Source organism: Paenibacillus hubeiensis (assembly GCF_032334105.1).
Taxonomy (GTDB): Bacteria; Bacillota; Bacilli; order Paenibacillales; family Paenibacillaceae; genus Paenibacillus; species Paenibacillus hubeiensis.
In genome coordinates, this window is sequence record NZ_JAVYAE020000006.1 from 126,425 (window position 1) to 141,540 (window position 15,116).

6 protein-coding genes and 1 pseudogene are annotated in these 15,116 nt (G+C 49.9%); 6 read left to right on the top strand and 1 reads right to left on the bottom strand.

Annotated features, from left to right (window positions below; genetic code table 11):
* Positions 1-276 precede the first annotated feature (276 nt).
* From RSX24_RS17490 to RSX24_RS17515, 6 genes and pseudogenes are all read left to right on the top strand, one after another.
* On the top strand, positions 277-1,791 hold the full coding sequence (locus RSX24_RS17490) for a leucine-rich repeat domain-containing protein (protein ID WP_339275269.1): 1,515 nt from the start codon (positions 277-279) through the stop codon (positions 1,789-1,791).
* 241 nt (positions 1,792-2,032) lie between these two features.
* Positions 2,033-3,370 (top strand): annotated as a pseudogene (locus tag RSX24_RS17495) (glycoside hydrolase family 30 protein).
* Between the two features lie 426 nt (positions 3,371-3,796).
* A complete protein-coding gene (locus RSX24_RS17500; RefSeq protein ID WP_343261315.1) occupies positions 3,797-4,954 on the top strand; it encodes a 7TM diverse intracellular signaling domain-containing protein in 1,158 nt (385 codons plus the stop codon).
* Positions 4,955-4,981: 27 nt separating this feature from the next.
* Complete coding sequence (locus RSX24_RS17505; protein WP_343261316.1) at positions 4,982-6,991, top strand: ATP-binding response regulator; 2,010 nt, start codon at positions 4,982-4,984, stop codon at positions 6,989-6,991.
* A 269-nt stretch (positions 6,992-7,260) separates the two neighbouring features.
* Positions 7,261-9,069: an AbfB domain-containing protein gene (locus RSX24_RS17510; protein ID WP_343261403.1), complete on the top strand. Its 1,809-nt coding sequence runs from the start codon at positions 7,261-7,263 to the stop codon at positions 9,067-9,069.
* A gap of 158 nt (positions 9,070-9,227) precedes the next feature.
* Complete coding sequence (locus RSX24_RS17515; RefSeq protein WP_343261317.1) at positions 9,228-11,315, top strand: CAP domain-containing protein; 2,088 nt, start codon at positions 9,228-9,230, stop codon at positions 11,313-11,315.
* A 190-nt stretch (positions 11,316-11,505) separates the two neighbouring features.
* On the opposite strand, the gene RSX24_RS17520 is transcribed toward RSX24_RS17515, so the two are convergent.
* Positions 11,506-14,667, bottom strand: a complete 3,162-nt coding sequence (locus RSX24_RS17520; protein WP_343261318.1) for an S-layer homology domain-containing protein — start codon at positions 14,665-14,667, stop codon at positions 11,506-11,508.
* Between the last annotated feature and the right edge of the window lie 449 nt (positions 14,668-15,116).

Consider the following 15,116-nt stretch of genomic DNA (forward strand, 5'->3'; position numbering starts at 1 on the left):
ATATGCGCAACCGTTTTCAATGGATTTATGGAAAACTTATATGGAATAATGGACGATTTACGGCGAATGAGGCCTGCAACGCATTTTTTTGCGGCAAGGTTCAAGAAGTGTGCAGGCGGGGGCTGGTTTCGTATAGAATAGAAATGTAGAAGACGGAACGCTTTTCGGGGCTGTTCCTTTTCCGTGGAGCCTGGTTAATAACTAAGAAGTGATTTTTACATAGACCTTGCGTGTTTGCTAAACGAATCTTGAATTCAGGCGGAGGGAGTTCATGCAATGAAAAGAATAGCTCTTTTATTTGTCATATTGATCCTCTCGATCGGAGGAGCCGGACAGGCGATGGCCTACCCCATGTCCGAGCAGAAGAATAGTATTGTGGAAGATTCCGCATTGGAAACCGGGCTCAAGCTCATTTTGAATAAACCCGTCGATGCCAGCCTGACCCCGTCCGACCTTCAGCAATTGACCGTAGTCGACCTGAGCAACATGGGGATCCAGAGTCTCGCCGGGCTTGAGTATGCAACGAATCTGACGCATCTGCGCTTGTACGGCAATGAATTGAGTGACCTCACGCCAGTTGCCCATCTGACGAAATTGCGGGAAATCGACGTGCGCAACAACTATATTACATCGATTGATGCTCTTGGCGAATTGCAGAACCTTGGACGGCTGTACATCAGCAACAATTCGGTGACTTCCATTGCCGTTGTTCGGGCTTTTCCGAGACTACATACATTCTTCGCCAGCGGAAACGGGATAACGAGCATTGCGCCGCTGGAACATGCGCATGATTTGAAACGGGTCGAGGTTGCCAACAATCAGCTCACAGACCTTTCGCCCATTAGCGGCCTTACCAAATTGCAATCCCTTAACGTTGCGAACAACCGGATTGGATCATCCGGCTCCTTGTCCGAGCTTCCGGAGTCGCTGCTCCAACTCAACGTCGCAGGCAATGATATCGTTGATGCCGAACCGCTCGCCCATTTGACCAACCTGCGGTCGCTGGACGTATCCAACAATCGGATCGAACAAATCGAGGCCTTCGGGGCATTGAACAGCCTGAAGGAGTTGAACGCGGAATCCAACCAGATTTATGATCTCCGACCGCTCGCAGCGCTGAAAAAATTGCAATCGTTGAAGCTTGCAGATAATCGAATATGGGATCTGAGCCCGATTGCGAAGCTGAATCTATCCCCTGGACTGACGAATGGCGTGCAGGATATTTCTGCCTCATCATCCGCCATAGGCTCTCTCGTCCCGATCAATGAAATCGAGCCTGCACCATTGACGATTCAGCATAACTACCTGGACATTTCCAGCGGCAGCCAAACCATGCAAATGCTGAACCAGCTTAACGTTCGCGAGCAGAAACGTTCTCCGCAGGGCAGTATTCAAAGGTTGACCGAAGGGTCGACCACGGCATACGTCGGAGAAAAACCCTATGCATTGGATGCTGCCCCTTTCATCGATAAAGGCAGGACTTACGTTCCACTGCGCTTTGTTTCCGAGCATCTGAACGCAAGCGTGGACTGGCATCCCGCCACAGAAGAGGTCATTATTTCTCAGGGCGATCAGGTCATTCAATGGGCGGCTGGCCACCGGCAAGTGAACGTGAACGGCAATACCATCGTAAATGATGCCCCATTGCTGATTCAAAACGGCAAAGCGTTCGTTCCGGTCCGGTTCATTTCCGAGCAGCTGGAAACGACGGTCGGTTATCTGGCCGACAGCAGAACCATTCTGATTTTCGCAAACAAACCACCGGCGCAGCAGCCGGCTTTGCAACCTTAATCATAGGCGCAGCAGCCGGCTTTGCAACCTTAATCATAGGCGCAGCCGCGTACCCGTTTATTTCAATATCAGTGAACTCCCTGCCAAGCTTCGTTTTGGCAGGGAGTTTGGTTATCCATCCAAAAGCATAACCGTGGATTTGGGTAAATTTCACGTGGTTTGGCACATCCTTTTTTGATCAGCTAACTGATATACTGACTGTATTGAAACATACTATGGTTCTCGCGAGGAGGAACTGGACATGTCCCTGAAGGTGCGCGCGTATTCGACGACGCCGGATACCCCGTGGAAGGAAAGTGTATTAAAACCAACAAATGAAAGCGCTAACTTAAAAATGTCGAACGAACTTTACCAGGAGGTGGAGGGGTTTGGCGGATGTTTTAACGAGCTTGGGTATATAGCCCTGTCCCATCTGAACGAAGAGCAGCGGCACGAACTCTTCCACTCCCTGTTCCACCCTGACGGTGAACATAAATTCACGATTTGCCGACTGCCCATCGGTGCAAGCGATTACGCGGCAGAATGGTACAGCCATAACGAAACCGATGGCGATTTGGCCATGGAACATTTTTCGATCGAACGAGATTTCAAATATTTAATTCCTTATATCAAAGAGGCCTTATCCTACAATCCGAACCTGCAGCTATTCGCTTCTCCATGGAGTCCGCCGACCTGGATGAAAACGCCGAAAGCCTACAACTACGGCACGCTGCGCTGGGAAAAGGATATTTTGGATGCATATGCGCTGTATTTCGTGAAATTTGTGCAGGCGTACCAAGAAGCCGGGATAACCATCCATCAGGTCCATGTGCAAAACGAGGTTATCGCGGATCAGAAATTCCCTTCCTGCAAATGGACGGGCGAACAGCTGCGCGAATTCATTGCGGAGCACCTTGGGCCTGCATTCGAAAAGCACGGCCTGGACACGGAAATCTGGCTGGGCACGATCAATGCCCCCGATCCCTAGGAAGAGCTGATCCACAAAAAAACGAACGATTTCGACGAGTATGCCGGGCTTGTCCTTAGCGATCCCCAGGCATACTCCTACATTAAAGGCGTCGGTTATCAATGGGCGGGGAAACACGCCATACAACGCACGGTAGCGAGCTATCCCGAACTCCGGTACATGCAAACCGAAAACGAGTGCGGCGATGGAAACAACTCCTGGATGTACGCCAAGTACGTATTCAACCTGTTTCAGCACTATTTCGCCAACGGAGTGAATGCATATGTGTACTGGAACATGGTTCTTGAGCCCAAAGGTCGCAGCACATGGGGATGGGAGCAAAATTCCATGGTTACCGTCGATCCGGCAACCCAACGGCTGATCCGCAATCCGGAATACTACGTCATGAAGCATTATGCCCACCACATCGTTCCCGGTGCGCGCCGCGTCGGGCTATCCGGCCCCTGGAGCGGCAAAGCTACGGCTTTCCGCAACCCGGATGGGAGCCTGGTCGTTGTTATCAACAATCCGTTCAGCGATAACCGGGAGCTGCTGCTTGCCCATGCGGGCCAGACATTCCGAATTGAACTGGAAGCCGAGTCTTTTAATAGCATCGTCCTTTCGAATTCTTGATACGGCGCTGCCATATTCGTCAATAAAAAATGGAACCAAAAAACAACCATCATCGGCCCGAAAAGGCATCGAAATGGTTGTTTTGTATGGTTTCGATATTGACTCCGCTTGTCCCCAATGTCCTTTCGCATCATCAAAGTCCTGCGGACTCCAATTGACGGACCAGGACGCTTGGGGATGTTCCTCATTGGATTGCTATTTGCCAGCCCCTCCTCTCATGTTGTTATTTAGGGAATTCAACACTTTAATTCGAGGCCATGGAAAATAACAAAATTCTCCATATCAATTAATACTATATCATCGGCGCCTTGACAAAAAATAGACGAATATCGACAGTTTGCTGTTGTCGTTCTTTGGAGTAATGTGTAAATTGCGCAAGCGATTCAGCAGGAAACACAGCGATTTTTGTCGAAAGTAACACCCACTATGAAAAAATCAAACACGTCCACTCATCTCAAAATGAAATATATATGGATCATCTTGATGACCTTTACGGTGTTAGTCGGCATGCGCTGGTTCTGGACCCAGCAAATGTTCCCCATTCTGCGAGATCATTCTCCTGTAAACGGCGAGCTTGATTTGCGAAATGTCGATTTGGGCAGCACACCGTTGATGTCCCTGAACGGCGAATGGGATTTCTATCCTCATCAGCTGCTAACCCTTCAGGAAATCCGATCCGGAAAATACGATTCCATCCCTATACAGGTGCCCGGAGACTGGGGAGATGCGCTTAACAACAGCGATAATACCTCTTACGGGTACGGTACTTACAGGCTGCAAATTCGGATGAACCCGATTCCGCAGCCCGTTTCATTTTGGTTCAAGAAACTCCAGGCATCGTCCGAAGTGGAAATCAACGGCGAAACCGTATCTGCACTAGGTACAATCGGCGATACCCCCGAGCAATACAAACCCAACAGTCTATCATTCACCCCTTCTTATGACGGGAACACAACGAAGATTGACTTGGTCGTTCGGATTGCCAACTTTGATAGCCCGCATAAAGGAGGGATCATGGTGCCTGCCTATTTCGGATCACAGGCCGCCATGGACTTTTCCCGCTGGTATTCGATCGGCTTTCAGCTCTTTATATTTCTCGTGTTGATGCTTCACGGGATCTACGCCGGCATCCTTTTCTTGATCAACCCGTGCGAAAAATCCTTATTATACGCCTTGTTGGTTACCGTATCGGTAGGTATAGCCATTTTGTCCGCACACGATAACATTCTGATGCTGTGGTTGCCGCTCAATTACACATGGGGACTGAAAGTTCACCTGATTGCTCTGTTAGCCCTAAGCATGTTCATTATTTTATTGTTCCGAAAATTCACGACGCGACGTTCACCCAGCCGCTGGACCCGCATATACCTTGCCATGCTGCTTGCCATGATGATCCTGACTACCGTTTCGCCGGCGTCCTTCATTTACGAAATCATCCATTATCGTATCTTTGATTGGCTGTATTGCACCGCATTCGTCTGGTTTATAACGCTCTCGGTCAAAATGGTCGGACAACAGCAGAACGACCAAGACATCATTTTCATACTGGTGTCCGCTTCCTGCATCATTTCCAACCTGTTATGAAGCTTTGCGGAACTGTCATTTAACGTCATGACGGTCTTCTATCCGTTTGATTTGGTCATGGCCCTCGCGGGATTCTCGACGTATTGGTTCAAAAAATACTTCCGCAATGCCAGATTGAACGTCGAGCTGAATGAACAGCTGATCAAAGCGGACCGCATCAAGGATCAGTTTCTGGCGAATACGTCCCATGAGCTAAGAACTCCCTTGCACGGCATCATGAATATCGCCCACAATGTCGTCTCGCAAGAGAAAGGCCGGCTGCATCCCGGCAGCCTGCAGGACATGAATCTGCTGATCACGATCAGCCGCCGCATGTCGCATCTTATTGGCGATCTGCTCGATGTCGTCCGGCTCAAGGAGCACCGCATCAAGCTGCATCCCGAGCCGATCCGGGTTCAGTCCATTGTGCCCGGAGTCATGTCCATGCTGCAGTTTATGACTGAACGCAAAACCATAACATTGCATAACGACATTCCCGATTCGCTGCCCGCTGTCATGGCGGACGAGAAACGACTGGTGCAAATTTTGCACAATCTGATCCATAATGCCTTGAAATTTACGGAGACCGGCATGGTGACTCTCTCTGCAGAGGTACGGGAAACAAAGGCGATCATCCATGTTTCGGACACGGGCATCGGCATGGACAAGGAGACCCTTTCGCGCGTTTTCTCCCCATACGAACAAGGCCTGTCCGGAGATGGCCATGAACAGGGCATTGGGCTCGGGCTGAGCATCTGCCAGCAGCTCGTTGAACTGCATGGCGGTACGCTGAGCGCTCGCTCCGAACCTTCCAAAGGTTCAACGTTTACGTTCAGTTTGCCGCTGGCCAATACGGATCTCAGCCAGGTACGACCGGAAATACGGATGGAGCCGTGGGAAGAAGCATCCTCTCCCTCCACGAAGCTCTCTGCCGCGGCGAAATCAGGTTCAGAAACCAATGTGGCCGAATGGTCCGAGCAGAACACGAAGGCAGCTCACGCCTCACCTGCGGTTCTTCCTTTGCTGCAGGAAAGCCCGATTCACATTTTGGCCGTCGATGATGATCCGATCAACCTGAAGGTACTCGTCAGCATGCTTTCGTCTGAGCCTTATACCGTGACGACGGCCCATTCTGCCCGTGAAGCGTTGGAGCTGCTGGACACCCGACAATGGGACCTGCTGGTCACCGACGTGATGATGCCTCAGATGTCCGGATACGAGCTGACTCAAAGAGTACGTGAACGCTACTCCGTCTCCGAGCTGCCCATCTTGTTGTTAACGGCTCGCAGCCAGCCTTCGGACATCTATACCGGTTTCTCGTCCGGAGCGAACGATTACGTGACGAAACCAGTGGATGCGCTGGAACTGAAATACCGGATTAAAGCGCTGATCGGGCTGAAACAGTCCATCAACGAACGGCTTCGGATTGAAGCTGCCTATCTGCAGGCCCAGATCCAGCCTCATTTTCTGTTCAATACGCTGAACTCGCTCATTGCATTAAGCGATATCGATACAGAGAAGATGCACAAATTCGGGGATGCGTTTGCCTCCTTTCTAAGAATCAGCTTCAACTATCTCAATACGGGAAAACTGGTGGAACTCCCTCATGAGCTGGAGCTGGTTCAGGCCTATCTGTACATTGAACAGGAACGGTTCGGGGAACGATTGTCCATCATCTTGAATATAGAGCCTGGCCTGAACATCTTGCTGCCTCCGCTTTCCGTTCAACCCTTGGTCGAGAACGCCGTTCAGCATGGGTTGCTGGGCAGGGCGTCGGGCGGAACGCTAACCCTCACCATTGCCCGTGAGAAACAGAGTCAGGCCGTGCGGGTCGAGGTTCACGACAATGGCGTCGGCATGGACTCCCAATTGGTCAAGCAGCTGCTGGACGTTTCGATGCAAGGGAAACAGGGCATCGGGGTTGCCAATACGAACCGCAGGCTGATTCAGCTCTACGGACAGGGGCTGACCATTCGCAGCGAACCGGGTGCAGGTACATCCGTCTCGTTCGTTATCCCTTATCAACAGCCTGAATCCCATGAACATGCCAGGTCTTGACCATGACAAGACCGGAAACCTGCCCCCTTCGTCAAGAAGGGGGTTTTTGCGCTCTCCAGCTGCCCTTGGGAAGGCGCTCTTCCCGCTGCAGCTCGCCCGAACCAGATTTAATTCACTCCGGCGAGGAATGTTCACTTGCCTATTTGGCCATTTTTTGTAAAATAATTTATGTAAGCGCTTTATTTCAAACTCTTGGGGAGGTGCTTGAGATGGGAAACAGGAAGACGGCTTGGATTCTGGCTTTCGCTTTGACTCTCACGCTGCTAGGCATGTATGCCGAACGAACGGAAGCGGCAAGTGCAACGATCACCAACGGTACCGATTGGCTTGATACCGCAGGCAACCCCATTCACGCCAACAGCGGCAACATTCTCAAAGTAGGCAGCACGTACTACTGGTACGGCGAACACGCCGTGAGCGGCAAGTTTGACAGTGTTAATGTATACACATCCACCGATCTGAAAAACTGGACGTTTCGGAACGCCATCCTGACCAAAGACTCGGCAACCGAACTGGCTTCCAGCAAAATCGAACGTCCCAAAGTGATCTACAATCCCTCGACGGGCCAGTATGTACTATGGGCACACTACGAAAACGGCACCGATTACAGCCTGGCCAGGGTTGCCGTAGCCACCAGCAGCACGCCGGACGGCAAATTTACGTATGAGGGCAGCTTCCGCCCCATGGATCTTGAATCCCGCGACATGACCGTATTCGTGGATACCGACGGCACGGGTTACCTCTTGTCGGCTTCTCGCAAAAACGGCGGGGCTAACGATACGATGGCCCTGTTCAAAATGAACGACAGTTATACGGGCGTGGATTCCTTTGAGGGCTGGCTGTTCGAGAACGCCTACCGCGAAGCCCCGGCCGTCGTCAAAAAAGGCAACCGCTATTACCTCTTCACCTCCCAAGCCTCCGGCTGGTACCCTAATCAGGGTGCATACGCCACAGCAACATCCATGTCGGGACCCTGGTCAACGCTCACGCCTTACGGAAATCCTTCTGCCTTCGGATCGCAAATCCATGATATTGCCACCATTACAGGGAGTACGACAACGACCTACATCTACATGGGTGACCGCTGGAATCCGCTCAATCTCGGCGAACACAAGCATATATGGTTGCCACTCACCTTGAATGATAACAATGGAACTGCCTCTCTGGAATGGAGCAAAGAATGGAGCATCGATGCGGCCAGCGGAGTCGTGACCCTGCCCAATCTAGTCAATCACGCCCAAGGCAAAACAGCCACAGCCAGCTCCGTCGCTTCCGGCTCTTCTGCTTCAAATGCCAGCGATGGCAATTACCAGACTTCATGGGCGGCATCGTCCAATACGTGGCCAGCCTGGTGGCAGGTCGATTTCGGTTCACCCCGAACGATTACCGAAATCGACATCTCCTGGTTCATGTATAAAGGTTCCGAAGGATACTACAAATATAAAATCGAAATCAGCAACGATGGCATCAACTACTCCACCATTGACCGCACGACCAATACAACATACGGCTTCACCACGGACGCAGTCCATTTTACGGCCCGTTACGTGCGTATCAGCATGGTTAATGCTGTTCTGTGGAACAACCCGAGCAACTGGTACACACCGACGCTGCACGAAGTGAAGATGCTGGGCCCATCCACGCCCGATGCCGTCAACTACAGCCGTTTCAGTTCCCAGAACTATCCTGACCGGACCATCCGCCATGCCGATTTTGCGGCCCGGATCGATGCAAACGTCTCGCCCGAACTCGACTCCCACTTCAGGGTAGTACCTGGGTTAGCCAGTTCCAGCGGCGTATCCCTGGAATCGATCAATTATCCGGGCTACTTCCTCAAGCGCAATAACAGCAACAAAATCGTGCTTGAAGTTTACAGCGATACCGCTGAATACAAAGGCGACGCCACCTTTCTCATCCGTCCGGGCTGGGCCGATCAAACGAAGGTATCGTTCCAATCCTACAGCCAGCCTGGCAGCTACATTCGGCATTACAATTACGTGCTGCAACTCGACACCGTGACCGCGTCCAGCAGCGCCACGTTAAAAAGCGATGCCACTTTCGCAAGAACGGACTTCTAGGACACCATATTCGCCACATAAATAAAAGGTCGCTTCCGACCCGGATTCAGGGGGAAGCGGCCTTTTATCCATGATTCCCATAAACTGTATGGATGGGCGGATAGTTGTGCTGTATAATTTTCCCCAAACCATAATGGAAGGAGATGTTGTATTTTCTAATGAAAACGAAAAGTTCCACACCGAGGAAAAGACGTTTACCTGCAATCCTTGCTTATAGCTTCGCCGTTCTTCTTTTAGTATCAGGCACGCTGGGAGCCTTTGGACCTTCCAACCTACCCAAGGCATACGCGGACGGCAGTGTCACCACAGGATACTCCAAAGATCAGCTGGACGCGTTAAATTTTCTGAACGAGATCCGCGCCAAGGTCGGCGTGCCGCCCGTTCGTTTGAATCCGTATGTCACCCAGGCAGCGGAAGCCCATGCTTCATACTATAATAGGAACCATGCCCAGCATCCCAATCTGAGTGCCCACTCGGAGCAAGCGGGAATGCCTGGTTTTAAAGGCGTAAATATCAAGAACCGCATCGAGGCGGCCGGATTTGTCGCCCAAAATCGCGGATTTGCCTATGGCGAGGTCATGCATTACCATCAGAAAAGCAGTTCCCAAGCCGTGCAGGGATGGCTGGATACCGCTTATCACCGCAAAATCATACTCGATCCCAGTTATGACGAGGTTGGCATCGGTCTGGTCGACGGCACGGCCGTAATGGATTTTACGGGTTCAGGTTCCCAGCCGGACAATGGAAACATGTCAGTTTACCCCTATGACCGTCAAACCGATGTACCCGTTGGTTTCTATGGGTTGGAAAGTCCGAATCCATTACGGCAGTTCAATGTGGAATTCTCGGGCTACATTATCTCTGCGTCTACAGCCGCAACCATTAACCGTTACCAGGCAAAAATGACTGACCAACAAGGAAACGAGGTTCCTTTGCATGAAGAATTGTACGGGAGCACATTATTTCTGTATCCAAAATCCGTTTTGAAAGGAAACCACACCTACACCGTAACGCTTGAGCTTTTGAGCGGTAAATCAGTGGAAGCGCTGCGCAAAACGTGGTCATTCACTACCGGAAAAGGTCATAGCTTGACCGAACTTGGTCCATATATGAAGGAAGTCACTCTGAACCAGGGAGAGCAGCTTCAACTAAAATGGAGAAGTTTTTATGATGATGGATCATGGGAAGATGCAGAGACAGGAATCAGCTACATAACGAGCAATCCCAAGGGGCTTAAAGCATCCGCAAATGGCATGATTCATGGCATATTGCCTGGCGAGTACACGCTGAAGGCTACGCTCGAAGGGAAGTCAGCGCAGGCTAAAATCAAAGTTTACCCCAAATGGAAGACTAAAACGTACAGCAAACCAATTAACAAGCTGCCTTCCGACATTCAGGGACATTCCCTTCAGGAAGCATTGGAGTGGGGATTGCGCTCAGGCATCGTGAGCGTTGATGGCCAGGGACAACTCAAGCCTGATTCAACCGTAAGCGAGTCGGAATTCTGGATCATGTTGCTGAAAACGTATAACGTCGACATTCAGTCTTATCAGAAGGGAAAAGAAAGCCTTGCCGACACTGCTTACCGAATCGCCAAAGACCGTAATTATCCGCTGCTGGGCCTCAAAACGGCTTCATTACGCGACAAACCGATCAATCGCCAGCGCATTGCCGAGATCGTGTCCGCTGCAGACGGCATGCATTTCATCGGCTCCAACGCGGTCAGGTACGTGCTAGCCAAGGACTACGTCCGCGGAGTCACGGAATTGTCTTACTCGGGATATGAGAGCGAGAGCACGGTAACCCGAGCAGAAGCGTTGAACATTCTGAAACGCCTTCAGAGCTCCCTGGGCACATTGAAAGGCAGACCGGCGGAACCGACAGATCAATTGGCTCTGCCTAAATTGCCGGAAAAGGTAATGTATGTCAAACCGGCCGTTTTCGAGGAACAAAGCTTGTTTGCCCAATATGACAAAGGTGGAAAGCTGATTGTGGAAGGCCAGTTTTCACAATTGAAAGACAGAACGATCCTGTTCAAGGTTCAAGAACACACCGTTACCGGTTCCCAACATATTGAGGATGTGCAGGTTACCTTTGATAGCAAAGGATACTTCCATATCGAGCCTGGCACGTATTCTCCGGACCAGCTTAACCTTTACTTGTATGCACCGTCCGCCACCTTTTTTATATCTGTGAAAAAGGACACGATGAATCTGTCGCAATATTCTACGTCGGCAGTCAATTAAAACGAACGAAAAGACGATTCCTATATCGATAGTGTACAGGAGTAGAGAACGGTTCCTTCCACTTCTTCTGTTGTTCCCGGCCTGCCTCCTTAATCCAGTCTAACCGGGCATATTTGATAGAAGACAGGGGAAAAGAACGACAAAAACAACCACTGACGGTTTTAGTCAGTGGTTGTTTGAATAAACTTGCTTACTTGTCAATCAAATTGGTCGTTTTCAGCAATCTTGCGATCAGCGCCGTCACTTCCGCACGCGTCATCGTTGATTTCGGGCTGAGGGTGGTGCCTTCGCCCTGAATGATCCCTGCTTCGATCAATTGCGCCACATCCGCCTTGGCCCAGTTCGATACGCTCGCACCGTCTTTATATCGGGACAGAGCAGAAGTATTCTGACTAGCCGCAGCTTCGGATTTAATCAGGCGATACGCACGGGCTACCATCGCGAAGCCCTGCTCTCTCGTAATTGGCTGGTTGCCGTAGAAGTTGCCATCATCATAACCGCGAACGATATCAAATTCATCCGCAATCGCGAGGGCATTTCCGTACCAGGCGGAAGTCGGTACATCCGGGAAGTTAATCTGCGACGCTTCCTGACGCATCAGACCCAGGCCGAGGACCACGATCTCCGCGAACTCGGAACGGGTTATGCTGCGATCCGGCGAGAACGTGTTATCCCCGTTCCCCTTCAGATCCAGTCGTGCGGCAACGTTATTCACATCCGCTTGACCCCAATGGGTTTTCACATCCGTGAAATCCTGCGGATTCCAGATTACCGAGTACGTACCGCTGCTGCGCAAATCATGGATTTGTGCATAATAACGATTGCCGATCTTCGTTACAACGGTTGGCAGGTGATATACGCTGCCGTCCGGATTCACTACAACGCCTGTCGTAATCCGGTTCGGATCGATGCCTTCCGGCAGGGCGATGTATTTGGCCGCATATCCGTTCAATTGGCCGGATCCTACGGTTTTACCGCCATGGTTAAATGTCAGATTCAGATCAACCGGATCAACCAGCAGCTCATAACCTCCCGCCGCTGCCTTGTTTTTCGCAGCTGCAATCAAGGCATCCGAAGAACGCTTGATATCGATGCGAACCCCGATATCGCTCAGCGCTGCATTGCCCAATTGACCAGCGACGGAATTCAGGTTCATTTTTCCGACAGGTACCGGATAAATGGCCAGCGGGTTGCTGATTTTCAGGTTTGCGCCCTTATCGTTCAGTTTCTTCAAGATGTCCGCCGTCAAGCCGTCAACCGTCATATCCCCTTCATTTGGCGAGTGAACCGTCAGATCCTGGCTTGTACCTTCCGATACAGCTTCACCCAGCTTGTTCGGGTCTACCTTAACTGACGTTGTCGTACGGCCGTCTGAGGTTGAAGTTGTGCCTGTTGCAAACGGATTGTCTTTGCCGTTCAAAGTTACGTCCAGATTGCCTTTTGGAGCTTCAGGCGTACTTGGTGTTGCTGGAGTAGTTGGCGTTGTTGTTGGAGTCGAGCTTCCGCCACCTCCGCCTCCACCACCGGTGTTGCCGTTATTTCCATTATTGACTACACGGAAGACGGTCAGCGTATAGATCTTCTCCCTACCATTAACGGTAACCTTGACATTAATCGTGTTGCTGCCTTCATTCAAAGGCAATTCACCGTTTTCTTTACCGCTCGTCGCGTCCGTCCAGGCACCATTGTTGAGCGAAAACTCAATTTTGGCGTTCGGATCCAGACCTGCAAGCGAATCCAGTGTTGGTGTGAAATATACACTGTACGTTGCAGTAGTCGCGGTGTAATTGTACGTGTTCTCAGCAAAAGCCGGTGACAGAGGTATCGAAGTTTTATCATTGGCGTTCAGCTCGAGACCGACAAGATACGATTTTTGAGCAGAATCGACTACGATTGTTTTGGATTGTTTGGTTACTTTTCCATTTCTCACTGCCGTTACATCAACCGTATATTTTCCATCCGGCAGTTCTTTCGATGGGGTAAAGCTCCAGTTTCCATCTTGATCCGCTTCCACTTCCCTTGTTTCAATCACATTGCCGTTCTCATCCTTCAATTCAACGGTGACTTTCGAATCCTGGTCTGCCACGCCTTTGAGTTCAGGCTTGGACACGTTTACCAGCCCACCGCTCGGCTCGGTGATCAACAAAGGCTTCAGAAGCTCACGCGCTGCCTTTAATTCCTCAAATGCTTTATTGACTTCTTCTTGTGTTTTGTTTTTGTTGTCAAGCACGGCTTTGGCGTCTTCCAGAGCTTTTTGATACGCTGGCCATTCCTCTGCCATATAATCTTCCTGGTTCAGTTGATTCCCTTCTTCAACGGCCTGCTTAAGATCGGTAATGTTAACAATGGTAACGGATTTCTCGGCGATGATATCCAAATTTTCGTCGTCCTGCATGCCGCCGTATTCAATGACGTAGCCTGTAACATTAGGGTTGGTAGGGGCATAATCATTCCATTGTCCCGAATTGGTGTTACCTGGTCCAAAAATATGGGCTACTGATTCTGTACCACCCGTATCGTTGGGTTCGCGAGCTACCCAGTTTGAATACTCGCCATCTATTGTTTGATGAGCGATTACATAATAACCTTGATAGAATTTATGACCGTTCCCGTTATCCTCCTGACCTTCCGGTCCGGTTACCCAACGCCAGTCACCTGTGTTTCTCGGTTCCCCATTTTTACGCTCGATATCTTGCGCGCCAATCCAGCCAACGCCCAATGTTTTATCTTTTACAAACTCGTTCTCTTGTGCATCCGTAATCGTGACCAGATATCCTTCACGTCCAAAATAATTAGATTCTTCAGCATCTGCTTTCGCAGCATCCCAGGTAATACCAACTTTCTTATCAACAAATTTATAAAAATGACCATTAGCATCATATGGAATGGCATCACCCAAGGCAAATCTAACGGTTCTGGCAGACGTATCGCTGGAAGTGGTTGAGAACTTGACGCTGGACAATACCTTCATGTAATCTTCCGCCGAAGCAATCCCTGTCAATGTCAAGATACCATTCTTCGCTTCATAATTTCCTTGAATTCCTGCCACTGCGGTATATGACAACAAATCCCCTGCCTGAAAATTTTCAATCATCACGGTGGCAGCGTTCAAATTGGTTGTGTAAGAGGAATCCTGAATCTGAATTTGAGGATCAATAACTGAGCCTGACGATGTCTCTCCGTCAACAATATCGTAGCTGGTTGTACCACCAGATGTGGAGATTAAAGCTTCGCCTGCATCAGCCGCGCTGACATTCGTCGGGACTACCGGTAAACCGCCAACGGTCAAAGCAGCTGCGAGAACTAATGCTCCATGCTTTTTCTTAAGAGACTTTTTGCTTTGTTTGGACACGTTCTTTTCCCCCAATTCCTTTATTAGACTGTTCGATATGGATGAATTTTTTTTTGACACCTTTCTATGGGAAAACGTTTTTCTTTTTCGCAACCTCCTTATTTTTTTTAACGTTTAATCTGGTTGTTTTCAGGGTTGGGATTGCAAAAATAGAATTCTATTCTCATAAATCCCTATTCAATTTACCTGGGATCCTATGGTCGGCAATCCCGCAGTTTCTGTAATTCCAATTATAAAGACCCAGTCTATACAAAAACTATACAAATCATCTAAAGCGTTAAAACAAAGAAGCCGCCATTTTGGCGACTTCTTGAGCGACGATGATCTTGTCTCTAAGGCAGTTCCTGCAGCAAGGCAGACGAACAACCGACTCTATCGGTTTTTAAACAAAATCGTTTGTTTCCTGGCATCCTCATCAAGAACATTGCGAGTTTTAGATGTGAACACGG